This is a genomic window from Halorussus halophilus (assembly GCF_008831545.1).
Classification (GTDB): Archaea; Halobacteriota; Halobacteria; order Halobacteriales; family Haladaptataceae; genus Halorussus; species Halorussus halophilus.
Genome location: NZ_CP044523.1, coordinates 1,737,446 through 1,759,978 on the forward strand (window position 1 = coordinate 1,737,446; position 22,533 = coordinate 1,759,978).

Sequence of the window (22,533 nt, forward strand, 5' to 3'; positions counted from 1 at the left end):
TCTCATCGTTTTCCACGGACGTTCAGGACGTCGAGCAGTCGGCTTAGGAAGGACTCGCGCCGATTCAGGAACGACTCGCCCTCCGCTTCGGTCTCAGATTGTTCGTCCGAGTCGAGTTCCGTCATGGCGTTCGATTTGCCCTGCTGGGTCACGGCCCGGGAGCCGTCCGACTTCGATTGGTCGTTCGGTTCCGACGCGTCAGCAAATCCGAATTCGGTGGTAGGGTGTGCCGTTTCGGAGTCGTTCGTTCCGACCTTGGGGTAGGGAAACGGATGTGACTGCCACGACGACGGAAACGCGTGCCGCTCGGGAACGTCGAGTTCCGATAGTTCGTCCGCTGGCATGCCGCCACCGGTCCCCGACAGCGAAGCGATCTTCTCGGGTCCAGTCGCGTCGCCCGTCGCCACTGCCGCGGCGTCGGCCTTCGAGTAGACTGCGCCGTCCGCGTGGAACAGCCCGTTGACTCGCCCGCGTTCTCGTGGCGTCTTGAGGTACGCGGGTTTGAGCATCAGGCTCCAAAAGAAGTCACCGTCGATAGTTCCGTCGGCGGTTGCCCCCCGGACGGTCGGCCCGAGACTGGAGAGATTCGGAGCGAATCTCGACGGTGGCTCTTCGAGGGTGCGCTGCCACTCGGTACACCAGAGTGGCTTGTCGGTGTCCGTCCGGTCGGCGGCTGTGCGTTGTTTCTCTAAGTAGAACTTGGCCGCGGCCGGGTCCTTCGGGAGATTCATGTGGAACTGGTAGACGTCGAGGTCGTCGTCACGGTCGTACAGCCTCGCGTAGCGCACGTCTTTCGTCCCCATAGTCAGCGTAGCAGACGGGGCGGCGTCCCGAACCGCTCGGAGTGCGTCGAAGGCGAAGTCCCTGCGCGGGCGAACGTCGCCGGGTTCGTTCACGATTTCGGTGGCGAGCAACCGGTCGTCTTCGCCGAACGAAGTGGCCCACCAGCGGGAGAACTGAATCGGCGAACCGTCGCCCTCGTCCCAGTTTCGTCGTTGGAGGATTCGGGGTCTAGAGGGTGAGTGAACCCCGAACGCACTGGCAGGGTCGGTGTTCCGGAGGTTCGATTTCTTCGGGGGTTGCTTCGGCGGAGCTTCGAAGAGAACGATGAGTGGGCGGATGCCGTGGTCTCGGCACGTCGAGAGGAAGTGTTCGGTGCGGTCGAACAACTGCGATGCGCCCTCTCGCCAGTACTCGTATGACGACCAGACGCGAACGCTGTCGAGGCCCAATCGGGCCGCGTAGCCGAGGTCACGTTCGACGACGTCGCTCTCGTAGTTCGCCCAGAACTGATAGGCATTCCACGCGTCCTGTGGGAGATAGACCGCACCGCGAACGTTACTGAGTTCGGTCGGACGCCGACGACCTCGTGGGCTCGCCATGCTCGCCGTATGAAAGCCAGTAGTCGTCCAAAAAGCTTTCCCGAAATGTGTACAGAAATATTGTTCTAGCCATCGAACACGTCGTTTCGAATATTCCTTCTCATTTCTCTATTTAGTTCTCATAAATTCGGGGGTGCTCTCGGCAAGTCGAAATCCGACGCCCGCATCGAGTCCGTGTGATTCGTATGTGCGGCCGCGCCACGAGAAAGCCAGCCATACGACGAGTAACCATGATATCGCCAACCACCATTTCCGGTGTTTCATCTGTCCGATGGTGTTTATATGTACCCCCACCCCTCTGTTCCGCTGAATCTCGTGAAACTGGTGGGGTTGGGATTTCCGCGAGCAGAATTTCGGCGTTCATTCTACACTAATATAGACGAAATAGTCTTGATTGACTCTACTACGGATACTGTTTTCTCGTCTAGGACAAGAAGGTTCCCATTCTAAGTATCGCTACTGACCACTCCCCACCCCTACCCTCCCGCACCACATTCAGCGGAACGAAGGGGTGGGGGTGTCTTTTAAGCAAATCGTTCACATGAATCAGCGGAATCAACGGAACGGGTGGTTTCGATAACTACTTCACCCACCACCGACACCGACCTGCTAATGGGTTCTTTCGACTTCGTCCGCGAGTACTCTCCCTATACCAATCGGGAAGCCCTCTTGGACGATTACACTCCGCAAGTACTGGTCGGCCGCGACGACGAACTGGACGAGTACCACGGTGCGCTCCAACCTGCCATCTACGGTGAACAGCCAGACAACATCTTTCTCTACGGGAAGGCAGGCGTCGGCAAGACCGCGGCGACACGCTTCCTCCTGAACAAACTCGTCGAGAACGCAGAACAGTACGAAGACCTCACTATTCGTACCGAAATCATCAACTGCGACGGTCTCAACTCCAGTTACCGAGTCGCCAGCCACCTCGTTAACTCCATCCGAGACCCCTCGAACCACATCAGCGAGACGGGCTACTCCCGCTCGCAAGTGTACGACATCATGTGGGACGAGTTGGACGACTACGGTGGCATCATCCTCATCGTACTGGACGAAATCGACCACCTGAAAGACGACTCCATCCTCTACCAACTCTCGCGTGCCCGCGAGAACGAGAACCTAACCGAAGCTCGCATCGGCCTCATCGGCATCAGCAACGACCTCACGTTCCGAGATTCGCTGTCACCGAAAGTTCGTTCTTCCCTCTGTGAACGCGCCATCTCCTTCTCGACGTACGACGCCAACGAACTCCGGGCAGTCCTCGACCAGCGCCGCAAAGTCGCGTTCAAGCCGGACGTGCTTACAGATGATGTTGTTCCCCTGTGCGCCGCGTTCGGTGCCCAAGAGTCAGGTGACGCCCGAAAGGCGCTCGATCTCCTGCTCAAGGCTGGCGACTTAGCCCGCGAGGAGAACGACGAAGTCGTCACCGAACAGCACGTCCGACGCGGCCGCGAACTGCTCGAACGCGAGCAAGTCGCCCGCGGCATCGCTGACCTCAACGACCACGAGCGACTGGTCGTCTACGCGCTGGCCACGCTCGAAGCCGAAGACGACACGCCAGCACGCTCCCGTGAAATCTACACCCGCTACAAATCTCTCTCCGACGCCGCTGGAAAGGACTCGCTGACCGCGCGCTGGCTCCGGGAACATCTGGACGACCTCGCCATGCTCGGCATCCTCAACGTCACCGAAATCAACGAAGGCTCGGCGGGCGGGAAGTACAGAGAGTACGACCTCCAACAAGACCTCGCCGTCGTCTTGGACGCGCTCGAAGAGACGCTCGAATCGATGGGCGTCCACACCAGCGTGAAAGGCTACCTCTAACTTTCCCACGAAAAGCGACCGCCGAGACCTGTAGAACGGCGAACTAATACGCTCCCCTCTTTCGATTCTCATCGATGATAACGGGCTGGTAGTTTTATGAAAGAGAGGTTTCTCGTAAGGAACGTAGGCAGAAAGATGGTCTCGAAGGCGTTCTTCACGGGGTCGCGTTACCTCGTGGAAGACAACGACGGGCGGCAAGACTACCTCCGATACAACGGAGAGCGATTTCTCCAGTCGCTGGCCACCGCGGGCCAGTGGGTCGCCGACACGCCGATAGACGCGGACGAAGCGAAGACCGCGTACCTGAAAGCACTCGTGACGCTCAACGACGCGTACTTCGAGGCACGACAGTACGAGGACTCCGCGAAGGGGAACTTCTTCAAACACGACGAGACGGCCGAGCGACGGTTCCGCATCACGACCGCCGAACGTCTCACCGACGCTATCGAGAACTTGCGCACCCTTTTCAGTGCGCACGACGCACTGCTCTCAGCCATCGAGAACGCGAACGAGACGGCGGCGGACTCGATTGGCAGTGAACTACGCACGAGTCTGCTCGCCCACACCGACCAGGCAATCGCAGCGGGCTGGTTTCCCACCGTTCGGGCGTACTTCTACAGTCTCACCCCCGGAGAGAACATCTCGGAAGGGCGCGAGCGTCGAAAACAACGGGTCGTCGGTTCAGAGACGCTCCCCGGACTCGACGAACTGCTCGGCAAGTTCACCTTCGAGAAACTGACCGACCGCGACATGCGCCGCATCCGCACCACCAATCAGTCGTCGCCCGGTCCGGACACCGGCACGTGGCAACGACTCAAAGAGCGATACGCGTGGTTGGTCGAACGCGGTGCGCTTCGGTCCAGTCCGGACGACTGCGAAGACACGAACCCCCGTCCGCACACTGCGTCCGACCGGCAAACGCGAACCGACCATCAGACGCCGTCCGACCACCAGACGCAATCCGACCAGCGAACCCCCTCTAACTAGCGGCAATCGCTGAGTACCGCGGCAAGCCCTGACTATTGTGGCAACCGATGACTACAGCGGCAACCACTCGGTCGTGATGTCCTCGTCCACGAGGTGCCAACGTTGCTCTACCTGCTCGTCGTCCCGACGAACTTCGACGACTGCGTCGAACAGCGGTCGGAGCGAGCGGACGACTTCGGAGTCGAACGTTGCCGAGACGTGGTAGTGGGCCATCCCGTTGACCCCCGTCACCGTCTCGGAGAGTCTGAGCAGGAACCGACGGAGGTCTCGCCGTTCGTACTCGCCGACCAGCGGCGTCAGCGAGTCGAAACAGACGCGCAACTCTGCGGGCGATAGCGGGCCAGAATCCGCTTCGAACGTCTCGATAGCTTCCTCGACGGCGGTCTCCAAGGCATCCAAGTCAGCCTCGACAGGCGCGACGCGGACCGACGACTCGCCGGGTCCGTCGGCGGACGTACCACGGGACACGCCGTCCCAGTCGAGAATCGTCGCCGAATCCCTGGCCGTCCGCGCTCGAACCGCTTCGAGTCGAGCGCGAGCGGTCGTGGGCGTCGCGTCGGTCGTCACGAGAAGCCGACGCCGCGGCTTCGCGTCTGACTCGCCCAGCAAGCGTTCGCACGCCACCGGCAGTGCGTCGGTCCCGACGACCAAGATGTTGCTCCCGTTCTGCTTGAGCGTCGAGAGTCGATGCCGAAACCTCGCTGCCGCTTCGGGACTCCCCCTTCCTACCTCCCCACACATTGAATCACTAATGACGGTAATGTATACAATAAGTGTTTCGGGTTTGTGAAACACTACCACCCTAGTCTCGGCAAGAAACCGGGGGAAGCGAGGCCTTTCGAGTGTCGCCCGCCGAGTAGCCACCGATGAGCGAGGACCTGTTCGCGCCGTTGTCGATTCGAGAGACGACCGTCCGCAATCGAGTGATGGTCTCGCCGATGTGCCAGTACTCCTGTGACGAAGACGGCCTCGCAACCGACTGGCACGAGACACACCTCGGGAGTCGGGCAACGGGCGGGGCCGGAATCGTCATGACGGAAGCGACTGCCATCGAACCGCGCGGGCGCATCTCACCGAACGACCTCGGCATCTGGAGCGACGACCACGCCGACGCGCTCGCCCCGATTGCAGAGTTCGCCAAAGACCGAGGAGCAACCCCTGCTATCCAACTCGCCCACGCCGGACGCAAGGCGAGCAAGACGCCCCCGTGGGACGGCAGCGAACCACTGCAACCCGACGAGGGCGGGTGGGAGACACTCGCCCCGAGCGCGAAGCCGTACCCCTTCGAGGACGCGACGCCACCCCGAACCAGAAAGATGACCCGCAACGACATCGACGGCCTCAAGGAGGATTTCGTCGCCGCCGCCGAGCGCGCCCGAGACGCTGGCTTCGAAATCGCGGAGGTCCACGCCGCCCACGGCTACCTCCTCCACGAGTTCCTCTCGCCCGTGACGAACCAGCGCGACGACGAGTACGGCGGCGACTTCGAAGGCCGCACGAGACTCGTGCGCGAGATAACCGAGGAAGTTCGGGGCGTCTGGCCCGACGACAAACCAGTCTTCGTGCGCGTCTCCGCCACCGACTGGCTCCCGGACCGCGAGTCGTGGACCGTCGAGGACACCGCTGAACTCGCGCCACTGCTCGCCGAAGTCGGCGCGGACCTCGTGGACGTGAGCGCGGGGGGCATCCACCCCGACCAGCAGATTCCCAGTTCAGGGCCGAACTACCAAGTGCCCTACGCGGAGCGAGTTAGCGAGAACACCGACGCGCTGGTCGGCGCAGTCGGCGGCATCACCGAACCGAAGCAGGCCGACGCCCTGATTCGCAACGACCGCGCGGACCTCGCCATCGTCGGCCGCGAGCATCTTCGAGACCCGTACTTCACGCTCCACGCCGCCGAGGAACTGGACGCTGGCGACAGGGTAGAGTGGCCGATTCAGTACCGACGCGCAGTCGGGAAGTAAGGGGGACGACGAAGTCGCACCCCGCGTCTTCGCGCATCGCCACGACACGTCGTAACACACCGAAGCAACCTATTTGTCGGTCCACCGTGCCTCTCCGAGCATGGACTACCGCTCGCTTCCTGACGAGAGGACGAAGCAGTTTCAGGACTACCTCCAGTACGCTTTCAGCCCCGAAAAGGGCCCGCAGGACGACCACGACTGGGACCCAGACGAGCAACCGGGCGAGGCCCGCGCGCTCTTCTCGGGCGACGAGATGCTCTGTGTCTGTCGCCACTACTGGTTTCGCGTGCGACTGCGGGGCCGCTGGCACGAGATGCCCGGTCTCTCTGCCGTCGCCTCGCCGCCGGAGCATCGCCGGAAGGGACACATCGAACGACTGCTCGTAGAGTCGCTCGCGGAGTACCGCGAACGCGGCGACTACCTGACCGCGCTGTGGGCGTTCAAGCATCCGTTCTACGCGAAGTACGGGTGGGGACTCTGCCAGAAGTTCGTCGAGTACGACTGTTCGCCCGACGTGCTGACGTTCGCACGAGACTCGGCCAGCGGCGAGTTCCGCCGTCTCGAAGCCGACGACTACGAACAGTTGGAACCAGTGCTGGCGGCCCACGGCGAAGCGTACGAACTCGCCATGGAGTACTCCGAGCAGTGGTGGCGAAAGCGCGTCTTCGAAGCGCACAACGAAGACCCCTACGTCTACGCGTGGGCGGACGACGACGGGGAGGTACGCGGCTACCTCGTCTACTGGGTCAAAGAGGGCGACGACGGCAAGCGACTGTTCGTCCGAGACCACGCCTACGCCGACGAGGAGGCGTATCTGAACCTCCTGCGCTTCTGCGCCAACCACGACTCGCAGGTCGAGACCATCAAATTCTTCGAACCGAACGAGACGACGCTGTTCGACCGCGTCGACGACCCCGCCGAACTGAACTGCGAAGTCAAGCCGGGTCCGATGGTCCGACTCGTGGACGTTCCGGCGGCTATCGAAGCACTCGACTACTCAGACGTGACCGGCGAGTTCACGCTCTCTGTAACCGACCCGCTGGCGGAGTGGAACGACCGGACCTTCCGAGTCGTGGTGGAGAGCGGCCTAGCGACTTGCGAGCCAATCGACGCCAGCGTAACCACCGACGCAGATGCCGACCCAGAGCCAGAGCCAGACGCCGACGTTCGGACGAACGTCAGCACGCTCTCGCAACTGTACGTCGGCTACCACTCTGTCGCGGACGCAACGACGCTCGGCACGCTCGAAGTCGCCGACTCGACTGTCGAAGCACTCCTCGCGGCGATATTCCCCGCTCGCCCGGTCTTCCTCCGCGAAGGATTCTGACCGACTTCCGGCGACCGGACAAACTCTTTACCGTTCGACACCTACGCCCAAACATGAGCGACAGGCGCGACGACTGGGACGACGAAGACGACCCCGAGGAGTTAGACGAACGCGTCGCGGACCTCGAAGCGCGAATGCGCGACCTCAGGACGGAGATGACGCGCCCGCCGGAGGGACCGATGGGATTGCCGCGTCCGCCGACGCCCCGCGAAGTTCTCTCGTTTACTGGCGAGTACGCTATTCCGACCGTTATCGCCATTCTGGAGGCGAACATCCGCGCGCTGGAGATGCTCCAACAGGTCGTGAAAGTACTGGACCCGAACCACAGCGTGACCGAGGAGGGCCGCGACCGACTCGAATCACGAGCGGCAGACGCGAGTCGCGCCACTCTCGACAGACTCGAAAGCGCTCTCGGCGAAGTCGAGACGGCCATCAACGAGGGGAACCTGCCACGCGAAGGCGAAGCCCGCGACATCTTACAGGACGCTCGCCGCATCAACCGCGACATCCGCGACCGGGTGCGCGAGAGTCAGGAACGAGCGGACGAAGCGCGAGCGAACGAGCGCGAGGAACGCGACCGCGACAGCGCCCGCGCCCAGGACCGTGACGCTCCACCCACCGACATCGAGGACCGAGGAACGACTATCGAACTCGACGGTGACGACGGCGACGACGAGGAAGACGACCGCGGTCAAGTAGACGTAGACGCCGAACTGCGCTCTATCAAAGACGAAATCGACGGACCAGAGGCCGACGGCGACGACGAGGTTGACGACCAGGAGGATTTGAGCGAAGACGAATCGACTGACGCCGACACGAAAACGGACGCGGATGCGAGAACAGACGAAGACGCGGAAGCGGACAACGACGACTCGGACGACGAGTAGACTCCTATCGAGGACGGCGAACCGCTACTCCGAAGAGGCGGACTGTCCCCAAACTTTCTGATACAACCGCACCAGCGGTCGAGGCTGCGATATCGACGGATGCCCGGCCACCACTGCGGTGAGTGCGGCCAGTATTCCGACGACGAGCACCGCGTAGTTCGCGGCGTCGTTAGTCGCACGCACTACGTCAAGCGAGTACAATGCTGGCGTCAGCGGATACAGCGGCATGACGCCCCACGGGTTCAGCACGTCCGCGATTAGATGCGCGACGATAGCGAACCAGCCGAGGAAGAACGCCCACAGCGCGCCGACGGTCGCGTCACGGCGCGACCGACCGTAGAGTGACCCGGACAACGCGACGACGCAGAACGCGCCGACGGCGACCGCGAACCATAGCGTGTGAGTCACGCCGCGGTGGACGAGAAAGTCGAACTGACCGTCGATGTCGGGTAACAACGTAAGCGAGAGGACGACGCCGCCACCCGACAACGCGTCCCGTACGTACCCTCGTTTCAGTAAGACGTACCCCAAGAATGCGTACAACAGCAGTGCCATCCCATAATGCCCCGGCGGGAACATACCACGAAGCGTCCACTCCCGCCTTGTAAATCTATCCCTTGTTAAAGCATCTAGAAAAAGATAAGCGAATAATTGATAATTCGTGCTCACGTACTAGAATCGCTATGAATTTGCTACCACTGTTCGGCCCGATCCCCGGTGGGATGGAGATGATGGTCATCCTCCTCATCGTCATCTTGTTGTTCGGTGCGAACAAACTCCCGAAACTCGCCCGCTCGACGGGCGAAGCGATGGGCGAATTCAAGAAAGGCCGCGAAGACATCGAGCGCGAGATTCAGGAGGCCGCAAACGGCGTCGAACAGCGAGACGAAGAGTACGAGACGGAGCATACGGACGACGAGACGACGGCCTGAACCGCTCTTTCTGCGATGCGCTCACACAGGCGAACAGCGGAGCAGACAGTCTCGTGGATGCCCGTCTTTTACTTCCAAATCAGTCCCGACACGCTCCCACTCAAAACAACCTCGTCAGCCTCGTTCCGGCAGGTAATCGACGCGTCGAGGTCGTACCGGTCGTCGTGTTCTTCGACGCGGTCGCTGACCATCTCGCAGGTGATGGTCTGGCCGGTGTACACCGGTCGGCGAAACTCGAACTCGACCCACCGGGCGAGAACCTCGATTTCGCTCCCGAGTTTCGTGGGCATCGTCGCGGTGAGCAACCCCTGTACCATCAGTCGGCCGTCCTCGTCCGGTTCGAGGTGTCGCGGTTGCTCGTCACCGGACACTTCGGCGAACTCCCGCACTTCTTCTGTGGTGAACGTCCGCTCGAAGGTCCGTACCTCGCCTTCTTCGGGAACTTTCATAACTGCAATCTTCACGGCCACCCGTTAAGGAACCTTCGCGCTCCCGTCAGTCAGTGACGAACACATCAATCGGCGACGACGCCGTAGAACGATTCGGCGAGGCGCGGGAACGCTCCCACAGAGAGCGCACCGACCCCGAACGCGAATCCGACCGCCAGCAACGGCGACCACGCGGTCAGCGACGCCCCGCCGAAGGCGGCGAGAGCAAGGGTGGCGTTGTAGTAGACCACTCGAAAGAGAATAAGCCACGGCGTCATCGACACCCAGCCGCGAACCTCGGTCCAGAGCGGCGCGACCCAGCCACCGCGAATCAGTGCGCCACCGAGAACCATCGTCAGCCACGCGACGAACGTGGTCGCCTTGACGCCGAACCAGTCCAAATCAGCACTCGTCAGTGCCCACCAGAGCGTGGGCAGTGCCAGCAACGACACGTCGGCGAACACGTAGGCGATGTCGTCGAGAAAGACGCCGAAACTGTCTTTCTCCGAACTCGTCGCCTCTCCCATTCCGTGCCACGACTGTCGCCGCCGATTTTGGGCTGGGCGCGTCTGCCTGCTCGGCCGGTCTGCCATCTCCCGGCACTACTGCACCCGCTGGCAAAAATTTATGGTACAGTGATAGGACGAACGTTGAAATGCGAAGACGGAACCAACTCGGCCCGGACGTTTCAGGTCGCTCGCGTGCGAGCGACCGCCAGTCCGTGTAGCCAGAACGGCCACCGACGGCGGCCGTTCGGGCCGAGCTACAATGTCGCTTCAGGCCTGCTCGAACCTTCTCGTTTTGATTCCCGGCGGCCGCATAGACGCGGCCTTAGAGGGAATCAAACCTAACAGATTTGAATCTGAGCGCGCACACGAGAGTGCGCTTAGGCAGATTCAAATCTGTACCCATCCCAGTCCTGACTCTCGCGCTCCCGAATGCCAGCGTCGGGGTCGCGGAGTTCCTCGGCGTAAACCGGTCGAACCTCGTCGCCAATCTCCACCTCTGCATCCTCGACCAACTGGCCAATCGCGCGAACAGATTCGCCATCCACTTCGAACTCTACGATAGCGAGCGAGTTCGGTTGCCGGACGCCCGGTGGTGTCGCCGTGCTGGTCGTCCACGTCACGACTTCGCCGGTCTCGTCGCTCAAATCTACGCTTTCGACCTGCTCCTCGCCACAGTCGGGACAGAGTTCGTGGCCGGGATAGGTCAGGTGGCCGTTCGGACAGCGGTGTGCGTCGAGAGACATCTATGGTTCCTCCAGAATCGTCGTCGTCACGCAGTTGCCGAACCCGCCGACGTTGCAGGCCAGACCGACATCGGCCTCGACCTGTCGGTCTCCGGCGTCGCCGAGCAACTGCTGGTGTAGTTCGTACGCCTGTGCGACGCCGCTCGCGCCGAGCGGGTGACCCTTCGACTTGAGGCCGCCAGAGGTGTTGATGGGTAACTCACCGTCACGGTCGGTGACGCCCTCCTCGACGGCTTTCCAGCCTTCGCCCTGCTCGAAGAAGCCGACCGCTTCGCTCTGCAGGAATTCGAGGATGGTGAACATGTCGTGCAGTTCCGCCACGTCCACGTCTTCCGGACTCCGGTCGGCCATCTCGTAGGCCTGTTCGGAACTTTCGACCGCGCCGCCCATCACCGTCGGGTCGTCGCGCTCGTGGACGACGTGGGTGTCTGTCGCGCCGCCGATGCCGGAGACGACTGTGTAGTCGGTGGCGACTTCCTCGGCCACGGATTCCGGGCAGAACAGCAGTGCCGCGCTCCCGTCGGTAATCGGGCAGAAGTCGTACAGTCGAAGCGGGTCAGCCACGATTGGCGACTCCATGACCGTCTCCAAATCGACTTTCTTTCGGAACTGGGCGTGCGGGTTGTCCAGTCCATTCTCGTGGTTCTTTACGGCGACCTTCGCTAGACTCTCGCGCGGCGCGTCGTACTCGTGGAGGTACCGGCGCGCGGTCAGTCCCGCGAACGAGGGCAGGGTCACGCCGTGCTTGTATTCGACGGGATGGGTTAACGAGGCGATTACGTCCGTCGATTCCGCCGTCGTCCGGTGGGTCATCTTCTCGCCGCCCACGAGGAGTGTCATCTCTGACGCGCCGGAGGCGATAGACTGCCACGCGGCGTAGATGCCCGCGCCGCCGGACGCGGAGGTCTGGTCTACTCGTTGGGTGTACGCCGGCAACGCGCCGAGGTCGTGCGCCAAGGCGTTCGGTACGCCCGTCTGGCCCTCGAACTCGCCGCTCGCCATGTTCGAGACGTACAGATGCTCTACGTCGTCGGGGTCGATGTTCGCGTCGGCGAGGCACTCGCGGCCCGCTTGCGCGAGCAGTTCGCGTAGCCACGCGTCACGCTCGCCGAACTGCGTCATCGACGCGCCGATGATTGCGACACGGTCCATGTCCTCCACGAGTCACCCCGAGGATTTATAGCTTCGAGATGTGGGCAAGCGACGAATCCACGAGGAGACGGCAGACCGTGACGGCGGGAACAACCTAATACCCGTGCGTCCCAGAGCAGAGACCATGGGGGACGAAGACGACCTGAGTTCGATTTCGGGGTTGCCGGACGAGTTGGGAATCGACGAGGACCTCGGCCGCGCCGAGCAACGACTGCGCGTCCGCGTGGACGAGCGAACCTACGGCAAGTCGATGACCATCGTAGAGGGGTTCGACCCCTCCGGCGTGGACCTGAAGGACCTCGCCTCGGAACTCAAATCGAAACTCGCGACTGGGGGCACCGTAGACGACGACCGCATCGAGTTGCAGGGAGACCACCGCGACCGGGTAGTCGAACTCTTGGGCGAGCAGGGCTTCGAAGTGGAGACGTAAGCCCCGCTACCCAGAGTTATTTTAGATTCCAGTCCGCCTGTTAGCGTATGCTCCCGCGCGTTCACGTCGTCGCAACCGGCGGCACAATCGCCAGCACGCCCGGCGAGAACGGGGCCGCTCCGTCCATCTCCGGCGAAGACCTCCTCAACTCGGTGCCAGCACTCGAAGCGAAAGCCGACCTCTCCGTCGAGTCAGTCTCGCAAGTTCCCGGCTTCGACGTAGACTTCGAGGTCATGGCCGACGTCGGCGAGGCCGCCCGAGAGGCCGTCGAAGACGGCGCTGACGCTATCGTCGTCACCCACGGCACGGACACGCTGGCCGAGACGGCCTACTTCCTCGATTTGACCCTCTCGGTCCCGATTCCCGTCGTCGTCACGGGCGCACAACGACGACTGGACGAATCGAGTTCCGACGCGCCGGCGAATCTGCTCGCGGCGGTCAGGGCCGCAACGCACCCGCGCGTCAGCGAGGGCGTCTTCGTCGCGTTCGACGACGAACTCCACGCTGCGCGCGACGTTCGGAAGGTCCACACGCACAAACTCGCGGCGTTCGACTCGCCGAACGACGGCCCAGTGGCGACGCTGATGCGCGACGAGATAAGTTTCCACCGCGAACCGGACAGCGAGTCGGTGTACCTGCCCGCCGCTTCCACTGACGCGGACGTAGCAGTCGTCCTCTCTGGCGCGGGCGTCTCGGGTGCCCAATTCGAACGCGCTGTCGAATCCGGCGCGGATGGTCTCGTCGTCGCCGGAACGGGTCTCGGAAACGTCACGAGTGACCTCGGCGAAGCCATCTCTGACGCCGTCGAAGCGGGCGTCCCCGTCGTCGTCACGTCGCGCTGTCACGCAGGTCGGACGGGTGCAGTGTACGGCACTCCCGGCGGCGGCCAGACGCTACGAGTTGCGGGCGCGATTTCGGGCGGTGACCTGCCGTCGTGGAAGGCCCGCGTGAAGTTAGCACTGGCACTTCGAGCGGCCGACGACCCCGACGATGTCGAGTCGTTCTTCGACTCCTCGTGACACGGCGATGGAGTTCCACAGTTAGAGTGTTGTAATTAACAGCTGATTATCAGATTTGAACAACCGGGGCATACTTATTGCTTTTTAGATACGTATTGTATCTGAGAGACCGGAGTGGCGACCCCCGAAAGCTGTAGACGGGGTATTCGACGGTCGAAACGTGGTATCGGCCTTCGAGTAGTCTCGCTTGGAAACGCCACCCCACTGTCAGGATTCAACAATATGCACCGATGATGTGGCAATGGCAATGGACGCCGTACACAGTCCCGCTGTTACTGGCGACGGTCGTCACGGCCGGATTAGCAGGCTACGCCCTCACGCAGTGGCGACGACACTCCCACCGACCGAGTAGAGTGGCGTTCGGACTGCTCATGCTCTCGACGAGCGTTTGGGCGCTCGGCGACGCGCTCCAACTGGCTAGCGTCGGACTCGGACCGAAGTTCGTCTGGCGGGTCGTCGCGTACGTCGGGCACAACTTCGCACCGGCGACACTGCTCGTGTTCGCGCTCCTCTATGCGAACCGCGAGGAGGCGCTGACTCGCGGTAGAATAGGCGTACTGGCGGCCGAACCGCTCGTCGCGAGTGTCTTGGTAGCCCCGACGACGCCACTCCACGGATTCATTTGGACCGACCTCGACGTGACGACCGTCGAGTTGTTCTACGTCCTCGACCGGAGTTTCGGCCCGTGGTACTGGCTGAACACCGCGTACAACTACGTCCTCATCCTCATCGCAATCTACCTGCTGGTTCGGACGGTTCTGGACTCTCCGGAGCAGTACCGCGGCCAACTCGGCGCGCTCGGGGTGGCAATCGTCCCGCCGTTCGTCGCGAACGTCGCGTGGGTCGTCGGACTGACGAGCGTAGATTTCACCTCGATGTCGTTCGCCTTCACAGGGGCCGCGTTGGCGTTCGCCGTCTTCCGGTACCAGTTCCTCGAACTCGTGCCCATCGCGCGAGACACCGTGGTCGAGCGGATGCGCGACGGCTACATCGTCGCCGACGACGAGGGGCGAATCGTGGACCTGAACCCGGCAGCGTGCGACCTCCTCGGGGTGACACGAGACGCGGTCGGTCGTCCGTCCGACGAAGTCGTTCCGGAGTGTGCGGAGATTCTGGCCGACGAGCAGGTCGAACAGTCGGAACTCGTCTTCGAGGACGGCGACGACCGACGCTACGTCACCGTACGCGCTTCGACGCTCGACAGCGGCGGGCGGTTGTTGATACTCCACGACGTCACCGACCGGAAGAGTGCAGAACGACGCTTTCAGGCGCTCTTCGAACACTCCTCCGACCTCCTCACGGTGTTGGACCCCGACGGGACGATACAGTATCAGAGTCCGTCCATCGAGCGAATCATGGAGTACGAGACGACGGCGGTCGTCGGTCGTTCGATGCTCGACTTCGTCCATCCCGACGACCGAGAGACGGTCGCCGACGAACTCTTCAAAATCGCGCGAAACGACGACTATCGAGCGAACATCGAGTACCGATTCCGAAACGCCGACGGCGAGTGGCGAACCGTCGAGACGCGCGGGCGCAGTCTCCTCGACGACCCGGCGGTGGGCGGCATCGTCGCCAACACGCGTGACATCACCGACCGAAAGGAGCGCGAGCGGACACTCGAACGACAGAACGAACGACTCGACCAGTTCGCCAGCGTCGTCTCCCACGACCTGCGCAACCCGCTGAACGTCTCGAAGGGGTACGTCGAACTGGCGCGCGAAGAGGACGACACGAGCTATCTTCCGCGCGTGGAACAGGCGAACGAGCGCATGGAGCGCATCATCGGGGACGTGCTGACGCTCGCTCGGGAGGGCCAGAGCGTCAACGAGACCGCGCCGGTTTCGCTCCCGGAGGCAGTCGAGGAGTCGTGGACGACCGCCAAAACCGGGGATGCGACCCTGTGCGTCGAGACCGACGTGACGGTCTCGGCCGACCGCACACGACTGTTGCGACTGTTCGAGAACCTGTTTCGAAATTCGATCGAACACGGCGGTGAGCAAGATAGCGGCGAAGCGCTAACGGTTCGGGTCGGCGCGCTCGAAGACGACTCGGGCTTCTACGTCGCAGACGACGGCCCCGGCATCGCCCCCGAAAAGCGCGACCGCGTCTTCGAAGGGGGCTACACCACCGGCGATAACGGGACTGGCCTCGGCCTCTCCATCGTCGCAGACATCGCCAGTGCCCACGGCTGGGACGTGACCGTCGGCGAGGGAGAAGACGGGGGCGCGCGCTTCGAAGTTACTGGCGTCGAACTGCTCGACATCGACAAAAGCTAACCTGCTACGCGGTGTAGGAACAGTGGTGCGTACTCCGAAGTAACGTCGGAAAACACCGAGCGAAGACACGCCGAGTAGGCACTCCGGAGGGGAGGTATGGCAGCAACGTCCAGCACCGAGGAAAACAAGCGAATCGTCCGGCAAGCGACGGAAGCGTTCAACGAGCAGAACTTCGACTCCATGGCGGAAGTGTTCGCCGAAGACGTAATCGACCACACGCCGATGGGAGAGACGCGAGGCCGCCAAGCGGTCAGGGAGCTGTCCGAACATCTGCATTCGGCGTTCTCGGACTTCACAGTCAGCATCGAGGAACTGGTCGCCGAGGGAGATACGGTCGCATTGCGTGGGAAAGAGCACGGAACCCACGAAGGCGAGTTCATGGGTATCGACCCGACTGGCCGGCAGGTCGAACACGAACTGATGGAGTTCGCTCGCATAGAGGACGGGACCGTCGTCGAACGATGGGTTCAGCCCGACATGATCGACCTCATGCAACAGTTAGGCGCCGTCGAATTGCCCGAAAAGTAACGGCAGTCTCGCCGCTATTTGTCGTCGCTATTTCCCCGTAGCTACTCGCCGAACTGCTCGCGTTCTTGGCTCCGCAACTCGATGCGGCGAATCTTCCCGCTGGAGGTCTTGGGCAACTCCGCGACGAACTCGATTCGGCGCGGATACTTGTAGGGTGCCGTCTCGGACTTCATGTACTCTTGTAGCTCCGTGGCTAGTTCGTCGCTCCCCTCGCGCTCGTCGGCGAGGACGACGTACGCCTTCACGACGTTGCCGCGCTCGTCGTGCGGACTCGCAACCGCGGCGGCCTCCGCGACTGCTTCGTGGCCGATGAGCGCGTCCTCGACTTCGAACGGCCCGATGCGGTAGCCAGCGGAGATGATGATGTCGTCCGCACGACCTTCGAAGAAGAAGTAGCCGTCCTCGTCACGCGATGCGAGGTCACCCGTTCGATAGTAGTCGCCGGAGAAGGTCTTCTCGTCCAAGTCCGGCTTCTCGTAGTAGCCGTCGAAGATACCCGGGCAATTTGCTGGCACTGCGATTTCGCCGATGTCGCCCGCGTCCAGTTCCTCCTCTTCTTGGGTGTCGATGATTGTCGTCCCCAGTCCGGGCGTCGGTTTGCCCATGCTACCGGGCTTCACGTCGATACCGGGGTAGTTCGTGACGAGCGCGACCGTTTCGGTCTGGCCGTAGCCGTCTCTGGGGGTTACGCCGAAGGCGTCCTCGAAGGCCTGTATCGGCTCTCTGTTCAGGGGTTCGCCCGCCGAGACTGCTTCGCTGAGCGCGAGGTCGTACTCTTCGAGGCCTCCGTGCTGGGCGAACATCCGATACTGCGTCGGCACGGCACAGAGGCGCGTGACGTCCTCGTCTGCCATCACGTCGAGGAACGTCTCGGCGTCGAAGTCGCCCTCGTAGAGCAACTGCGGTGCGCCGGTGGTCAGTGCCACGCCGACCGGACTCCAGAACCACTTGGCCCACCCGGTGCCAGTCGTCGCCCAGAGTAACTCGTCCGAGAAGTCGGTGCCTTGCTCGACGCCCCACCAGTAGCGGCCGTTGACGAGTTCGAAACAGCGCATCCAGCGGTGGCGGTGGAGCACGGGCTTTGGCTGGCCGGTCGTCCCCGAGGTGTAGTTGATGGACATCGGGTCGTTCGCCTTGAGTTCGGGACCGTCGTGACTGGTGTCTCGGCCGTCGAGCAGTGCGTCGAAGGAGTGCCAATCTTCGCCTCCGTGACCCTGCTCGTCGCCGTCGAGAACGACGACTCGTTCGAGCGGCGTCTCCTCGATAATCGGCTCGACCATCTCGGTCAGGTCTGCGTGACAGACCACCGTCTCGGCCTCGCAGTCGTTCGCCCGAAACGCGAGGTCCTTCGGCTTCAGCATCGCCGAGCAGGGCACGAGGAGCGCACCGCGAGCGAGCGCGCCAAGTTGAATCGCAAAGGCGTCGGGATGGCGCGGCATCAAGTGCATCACCCGGTCGCCCTCGCCGACGCCCAACTCCGCGAGCGCGTTGGCGAATCGGTTCGCGTCGTCCCGGATGTCGCCGTAGGTTCGCTCGGCCTCCCAGCCGTCCTCGTCGCGGTATCGTACCGCGAGGCGGTCCCCGAAGGCGTCGGCGTGACCCTCGATGACCGCCGGGAGATTGTAGTTAGCCGGAATGTCCCACTCGAAGTTCGACAACTCCTGCTCGTAGTCGAGTGACATGGTATCATGACTGACGCTGGGCTACTTTGCTCTATCGCCGACTCTTGGTTTGTGGTGACGACGAAGCAATGATTTCGTTCCGACCAATCGGCGCGCGCTGGCGTGACCTCGTGTCACGCCGAACTGCGCGAGGGATGAGTATCGCAGGCTGGAGCGTAGCGGAAGCCGAGAAACGCAGTCGGGTGGGGAGGCGTGTGGCCCCCGCGGTGCGGTGCTGTGCAGTGCGGTCTCTCCTCGGTTTCGGGAGTAGCGAGCCTCACTGCGTTCGTCGGTGCAATGTAGCAGTTGAAGCGACCGACAATTCTTCCACGAAAGCCCCCGGACGTTCGCGGCCGTTCGGCGACATATCGACGCAAACCGCACGTCGATAGGGGTCGCTGAACGCCCAAGACGAGCGCGAACGCCCGGCCCCTTTCAGTCCCGCCGTATGGTTTCCTCAGTCAGCTTTCGCTGTCGGTTGAGTAGCCTGCAATAGCCTCTCCAACCCCGACTACACGAAAGACAAAAACCCAAACCCCGAAAATTCAGTACAGCAGGTCGCTGGTCAGCGTCGCACGCTCCTCCTCAGTAAACGTATATTTCTCCAATTCGGCCTCGAACTCTCCCAGTGCCTCCTTGCGCTCCTGATGCGCTTCGAGGAAGTCTGCGACCTTCTCCGCCGCTTTCAGCTTCATCTCGCCACTGAGCAACTCACCCGAGCGGTACTCTTCCGCGAGACGCTCGACGACTTCGTCGTCCTCTTCGAAGAAGTAGTACATCAGCTGATACGACACGTCCACGTCGGGGTCGCCGCCCTTCTCGCGGTGTTCGTCCAGACTCGTCTGACCACCGGAGTAAGCGTAGGTCTTGATCTTGTCCTCGACGGTCTCGCGGTCGTCGTCCAGATAGATGGTCGGGTCGTTGCCCGAACTGCTCATCTTACCGCCGTCGCCCTTCAGTTGCGGGAAGAAGCGACTCAGGATTGCGGAGGGCTTGGTCACGTCGAACTGCTCTTTGGCCGCCACGTCGCGGCACAGGCGGATGTGCGGGTCTTGGTCCACCGCGATGGGGACCAGCGTCTGGTGCTTGCCATGCACTAACTGGGGCAACAACAAGTGCGTCGCCTGCACCGCCGGGTAGAACGACAGGCCGATGTTGTCCGGATTGCCGTAGGTCGCGTCCACCGTCGATTGAGTGTACTTCTTGGCGAACTTCGCGGCGTGGGGGTAGACGACGTCGGCATCAGCAGTGTCCACGATGAAGCGGGTCTTCTCCGGGTCGAAGCCGACGGCCATCAGTTCCCGGATGTTGTTCTTCGCCCAGCCCTGAATGTCTTCGAACGACTGGTCCTTGGCGAAGTACTTCTCGTCGTCGGAGATGGGGATGTAGACGTGCGCGCCGGTCTGCTCCTGCAGATACTTGGCGAGGTAGAACGGGAAGGCGTGGCCGAGGTGCATCTTGCCCGAGGGGCCACGTCCCGTGACGATAGAGACCGTTTCGTCGCTCTCGACGCCGTCCAACCACTCGTCTACGTCACGGCCACCGTAGAAGATGCCGCGGCGGATGAGCGGGTGGAGCGGTTCAGGAAAGCGGTTGCGGTCCTCGTCGGTGAGTTCGTCCGCACCGAACTGTTCGAGGACCTTGTCGTAGTCCACGTCGCCCTCGACGGCGTAGGGCGTGACGGTGAAATCCTCGTCTGGCATTGTCGCGTTCTACTGACCGTGCGTACATTAACCCTTTCAAGACGGCGCGAAGAGCGCAAACGCACCGACGCCGCAGGTATCTGTACTGCAGGCATCTACACCGCTCGCCCCCGCCGAGAGAGGCCGACCAATAACGCTCCGGCGGCCGCACCCAGCACGCCAACTACGAGCAGTATCGTCGTGTACCGCCAGTTCAGCACGAGCGGTGCGAACAGTAGAACCCCGGCGAGGACGAGCAACACTGCCCCACCCCAGAGTTCGGCGTCGTCTCGGTTCATGACACACCGTCACGACGTGCGGGTACTTAGCTTCGGTTGCCGTCGGAGTGGCTAAACCAGTGGTTACCGAGTCGTGGTTGGTTTAGAGTTCGGCCACTTCTCAGGACTCGCTGAGAGCGGTATCTTCTTCTCGAAGAGCGCCCCCTCATCGCTCTCCTGAGTCTGAACCTTCGCAGTTCCACTCTCGGGCGTCGATTGGTCCGGGACGCGCGAGAGCACGAGGTAAGTGTACTCTACGTTCAGTCCCCCGGTGAAATTCTGCTGGCGAACGTGCACGGAGACGCCGGATGGCCCGTGTTCGACTGACTGGGGCCACGCGTGGTAGTTGTTGTTCGGCATCGTCGCCTGCACCGCAAGCACGTACGACGAGTCGAACTCCGTCTCGCGGACGAACGACGCGAACGACGCGTCCTCTGACACAAACTTAGTGGCTGTCTCCGAACTCGTTACGAGCGCCCCACCGGGGACCGGCATGCGCTCGGTGATTTGCTCGTACGACTGAGGGTGAACGTTCACGGACTGCAACAGCGACTGGTTCGGCGGTCGGAACGTCTCGACGGCGTGAAGCGAGTCGGAGAGACGAGCGCCAGCGTCGTCTACGAGGGTGACCGCAGGGTCCGGTGCGACCGAATCGGGCACCCGAGCGAGGAGTGTCGAAGTAACTTCGCTAGACTGAGATTCGGCCTCCCCATCACGGTGCCCGACGCTGACGACCACTTGTGGCGGTGACGCGGTCCGGTCCACGAACTCGAAACGGAGTTCGTACTCCTGCGACGGAAGTTCTGCCTGCACGACGTACAGCGAGTGGTCCGCAAAGTCGGTGTCGCCGACGAACTGCCGGAGCATTTCGAACTGCCGTTCGGTCATCTCGGCGCGGACCTTCGACACGTCGAAGGTCCTCACGCTACGCTCGCCGTCGAAGACGCGAGCGTAGTACCACGAGTCGGCGTCTGCGACGCCGGAGTCGAATATCGGACTCGAATGCGCGAACTCGACTGCTCGGCGGTCGGTCGTCGTGACGGACGTACTTGTAGTCGTACTCGAAGTCGTTCGAGCGATTTGGTCGGTCGTCTCAGTCGCGTTTTCTGTTCGATTCGTCGTCGGTTTCGGGCCTTCGGGGTCGGCCGGACAACCGGCGAGCGCGCCGAGCATGCAGAGTGAACTGCTGTGGAGGAAGATCCGACGAGTTGGGGACATACTCGGTTCATATTACACCACTGTCAAGTATTTTCTGTGAGTCCGACGCAGATAGATAGCCTTTTAGGTTTCCCTAAACCACAGTGTGGCAACGAATGAGCGCGAGCGAGGACATCTGTGTCGTCGTGCCGACGATACGAGAGTACGAGTGTATGCGAGCGTACTTCCAGAACGCCCGCGACCACGGCTTCGACTTGGACCGACTCCACGTCTTGCTGGTCACCGAAGACTTCTGTGACACCGAGGAGATGCGCGAGATGCTCGCCGACGAGGGCGTCTCCGGTGAAGTCTTCGACGGGAGTCGGCGCGAAGCGTGGTACGCCGAACAGGGCATCGAAGAGTACGGCCACGTCGTTCCCGCGGCGAGTCACGCCGAGACGAGTTTCGGCCTGCTCTACCTCTGGGCGAACGACTTCGAGTACGGCTTCTTCATCGACGACGACACGCTCCCCCACGACGACGCGGACTTCTTCGGCCAGCACATGGCGAACCTCGACTTCGAGGGCGAGATAACAGAAGTCTCCTCCGACGAGCAGTGGGTCAACGTCCTCTACCAGAACTACGACGACCACGGACTCTACCCCCGCGGCTACCCCTACTCCGCGATGGACGAGTCCGTCGAAACCGGTACTACCGAAATTTCGGAAGTCGTCGCCTCCCAAGGCCTCTGGACCAACGTCCCCGACCTCGACGCCGTCAGAATCCTGATGGACGGCGACCTGCGAGGACAGGCCCAGACCAGAACCACAGAAGACGACTACGGCGAGGACTTCGTCGCCGCGCGCGGCAACTACCTCACCGTCTGCTCGATGAACCTCGCGTTCCGCCGCGAAGTCGTCCCGGCGTTCTACCAACTCCCGATGGACGACAACCGCTGGGACGTGGGCCGATTCGACGACATCTGGTCGGGCGTCTTCCTCAAGCGCGCCTGCGACCTGCTGGGCAAGCGCATCTACAACGGCGGCCCGCTCTGTGAACACAACAAGGCCCCGCGCTCGACGTTCGACGACCTGAACAACGAAGTGCCGGGTCTCGAACTGAACGAGCATCTGTGGGAGGTAATCGACGGCGTCGGGGAGGACAGTGACACCTACGCAGCAGTCTTCGAATCCATGGCGATCGAACTCACGGAGGGCGAGTTCGAGGACTACAACAACGGCGAGTTCTTCAACTACGTCGGCGAGTACATGCTCGACTGGCTCGACGCGCTGGACGAACTCCGCGCGCTTCGAGCGACGCCGGCCCCTGCAGACGACTGATACCAACACGTTCAGTGGCTGATGGCTGTTGAGGGAGCGCG

General features: G+C 62.3%; 22 protein-coding genes. 11 read left to right on the forward strand and 11 right to left on the reverse strand.

Annotated elements, in window-relative coordinates:
• Positions 1-2 precede the first annotated feature (2 nt).
• Positions 3-1,382, reverse strand: coding sequence for a glycoside hydrolase 5 family protein (locus F7R90_RS08575; RefSeq protein ID WP_158056928.1), 1,380 nt, complete (start codon positions 1,380-1,382; stop codon positions 3-5).
• A 612-nt stretch (positions 1,383-1,994) separates the two neighbouring features.
• Here F7R90_RS08575 and F7R90_RS08580 point away from each other — a divergent pair.
• Both F7R90_RS08580 and F7R90_RS08585 read left to right on the forward strand, forming a co-directional pair.
• On the forward strand, positions 1,995-3,209 hold the full coding sequence (locus F7R90_RS08580; protein ID WP_158056930.1) for a Cdc6/Cdc18 family protein: 1,215 nt from the start codon (positions 1,995-1,997) through the stop codon (positions 3,207-3,209).
• A 135-nt stretch (positions 3,210-3,344) separates the two neighbouring features.
• Complete coding sequence (locus F7R90_RS08585) at positions 3,345-4,196, forward strand: hypothetical protein (protein WP_158056932.1); 852 nt, start codon at positions 3,345-3,347, stop codon at positions 4,194-4,196.
• A gap of 51 nt (positions 4,197-4,247) precedes the next feature.
• Here the strand turns inward: F7R90_RS08585 and F7R90_RS08590 are convergent, their stop codons facing one another.
• On the reverse strand, positions 4,248-4,937 hold the full coding sequence (locus F7R90_RS08590; RefSeq protein ID WP_158056934.1) for a DUF7504 family protein: 690 nt from the start codon (positions 4,935-4,937) through the stop codon (positions 4,248-4,250).
• Positions 4,938-5,062: 125 nt separating this feature from the next.
• On the opposite strand from F7R90_RS08590, the gene F7R90_RS08595 reads away from it, so the two are divergent.
• From F7R90_RS08595 to F7R90_RS08605, 3 genes are all read left to right on the forward strand, one after another.
• Positions 5,063-6,160 carry an NADH:flavin oxidoreductase/NADH oxidase gene (locus tag F7R90_RS08595; RefSeq protein WP_158056936.1) on the forward strand — a complete coding sequence of 366 codons (1,098 nt, stop codon included), beginning with the start codon at positions 5,063-5,065 and terminating at the stop codon, positions 6,158-6,160.
• A 100-nt stretch (positions 6,161-6,260) separates the two neighbouring features.
• Positions 6,261-7,487 carry a GNAT family N-acetyltransferase gene (locus F7R90_RS08600; protein ID WP_158056937.1) on the forward strand — a complete coding sequence of 409 codons (1,227 nt, stop codon included), beginning with the start codon at positions 6,261-6,263 and terminating at the stop codon, positions 7,485-7,487.
• A gap of 53 nt (positions 7,488-7,540) precedes the next feature.
• Positions 7,541-8,374, forward strand: coding sequence for a DUF7547 family protein (locus tag F7R90_RS08605; RefSeq protein ID WP_192498445.1), 834 nt, complete (start codon positions 7,541-7,543; stop codon positions 8,372-8,374).
• A 24-nt stretch (positions 8,375-8,398) separates the two neighbouring features.
• Here F7R90_RS08605 and F7R90_RS08610 read toward each other — a convergent pair whose 3' ends face one another.
• Positions 8,399-8,953 (reverse strand): metal-dependent hydrolase, encoded by a 555-nt coding sequence (locus tag F7R90_RS08610; RefSeq protein WP_158056939.1) that lies wholly within the window; start codon positions 8,951-8,953, stop codon positions 8,399-8,401.
• Between the two features lie 104 nt (positions 8,954-9,057).
• On the opposite strand from F7R90_RS08610, the gene F7R90_RS08615 reads away from it, so the two are divergent.
• Positions 9,058-9,306, forward strand: a complete 249-nt coding sequence (locus F7R90_RS08615; protein ID WP_192498446.1) for a Sec-independent protein translocase subunit TatA/TatB — start codon at positions 9,058-9,060, stop codon at positions 9,304-9,306.
• A gap of 68 nt (positions 9,307-9,374) precedes the next feature.
• On the opposite strand, the gene F7R90_RS08620 is transcribed toward F7R90_RS08615, so the two are convergent.
• From F7R90_RS08620 to F7R90_RS08635, 4 genes are all read right to left on the reverse strand, one after another.
• Complete coding sequence (locus F7R90_RS08620; protein ID WP_158056941.1) at positions 9,375-9,755, reverse strand: hotdog family protein; 381 nt, start codon at positions 9,753-9,755, stop codon at positions 9,375-9,377.
• A gap of 65 nt (positions 9,756-9,820) precedes the next feature.
• Positions 9,821-10,327 carry a hypothetical protein gene (locus tag F7R90_RS08625; RefSeq protein ID WP_158056942.1) on the reverse strand — a complete coding sequence of 169 codons (507 nt, stop codon included), beginning with the start codon at positions 10,325-10,327 and terminating at the stop codon, positions 9,821-9,823.
• Positions 10,328-10,620: 293 nt separating this feature from the next.
• Positions 10,621-10,986: a Zn-ribbon domain-containing OB-fold protein gene (locus F7R90_RS08630; RefSeq protein WP_158056944.1), complete on the reverse strand. Its 366-nt coding sequence runs from the start codon at positions 10,984-10,986 to the stop codon at positions 10,621-10,623.
• Positions 10,987-12,138, reverse strand: a complete 1,152-nt coding sequence (locus F7R90_RS08635) for a thiolase family protein (protein WP_158056946.1) — start codon at positions 12,136-12,138, stop codon at positions 10,987-10,989.
• A gap of 124 nt (positions 12,139-12,262) precedes the next feature.
• Between F7R90_RS08635 and yciH the strand changes: the two genes are divergently transcribed.
• From yciH to F7R90_RS08655, 4 genes are all read left to right on the forward strand, one after another.
• Entirely contained in the window at positions 12,263-12,568 is a 306-nt protein-coding gene (gene yciH, locus F7R90_RS08640; RefSeq protein WP_158056948.1) for a translation initiation factor, read from the forward strand.
• 47 nt (positions 12,569-12,615) lie between these two features.
• Entirely contained in the window at positions 12,616-13,587 is a 972-nt protein-coding gene (locus F7R90_RS08645) for an asparaginase (RefSeq protein ID WP_158056950.1), read from the forward strand.
• Between the two features lie 230 nt (positions 13,588-13,817).
• A complete protein-coding gene (locus tag F7R90_RS08650) occupies positions 13,818-15,866 on the forward strand; it encodes a histidine kinase N-terminal 7TM domain-containing protein (RefSeq protein ID WP_158056952.1) in 2,049 nt (682 codons plus the stop codon).
• A gap of 96 nt (positions 15,867-15,962) precedes the next feature.
• Positions 15,963-16,394: an ester cyclase gene (locus F7R90_RS08655; RefSeq protein ID WP_158056954.1), complete on the forward strand. Its 432-nt coding sequence runs from the start codon at positions 15,963-15,965 to the stop codon at positions 16,392-16,394.
• A gap of 41 nt (positions 16,395-16,435) precedes the next feature.
• On the opposite strand, the gene F7R90_RS08660 is transcribed toward F7R90_RS08655, so the two are convergent.
• The 4 genes from F7R90_RS08660 to F7R90_RS08675 form a co-directional block, all read right to left on the reverse strand.
• Positions 16,436-18,076 carry an acyl-CoA synthetase gene (locus F7R90_RS08660; RefSeq protein ID WP_158056956.1) on the reverse strand — a complete coding sequence of 547 codons (1,641 nt, stop codon included), beginning with the start codon at positions 18,074-18,076 and terminating at the stop codon, positions 16,436-16,438.
• A 524-nt stretch (positions 18,077-18,600) separates the two neighbouring features.
• Positions 18,601-19,758, reverse strand: coding sequence for a tryptophan--tRNA ligase (locus F7R90_RS08665; protein ID WP_158056957.1), 1,158 nt, complete (start codon positions 19,756-19,758; stop codon positions 18,601-18,603).
• Positions 19,759-19,853: 95 nt separating this feature from the next.
• Complete coding sequence (locus tag F7R90_RS08670; protein ID WP_158056959.1) at positions 19,854-20,036, reverse strand: hypothetical protein; 183 nt, start codon at positions 20,034-20,036, stop codon at positions 19,854-19,856.
• A 63-nt stretch (positions 20,037-20,099) separates the two neighbouring features.
• Positions 20,100-21,233, reverse strand: coding sequence for a hypothetical protein (locus tag F7R90_RS08675; protein ID WP_158056961.1), 1,134 nt, complete (start codon positions 21,231-21,233; stop codon positions 20,100-20,102).
• 95 nt (positions 21,234-21,328) lie between these two features.
• On the opposite strand from F7R90_RS08675, the gene F7R90_RS08680 reads away from it, so the two are divergent.
• Complete coding sequence (locus tag F7R90_RS08680; protein WP_158056963.1) at positions 21,329-22,492, forward strand: alpha-1 4-glucan-protein synthase; 1,164 nt, start codon at positions 21,329-21,331, stop codon at positions 22,490-22,492.
• Positions 22,493-22,533 lie beyond the last annotated feature (41 nt).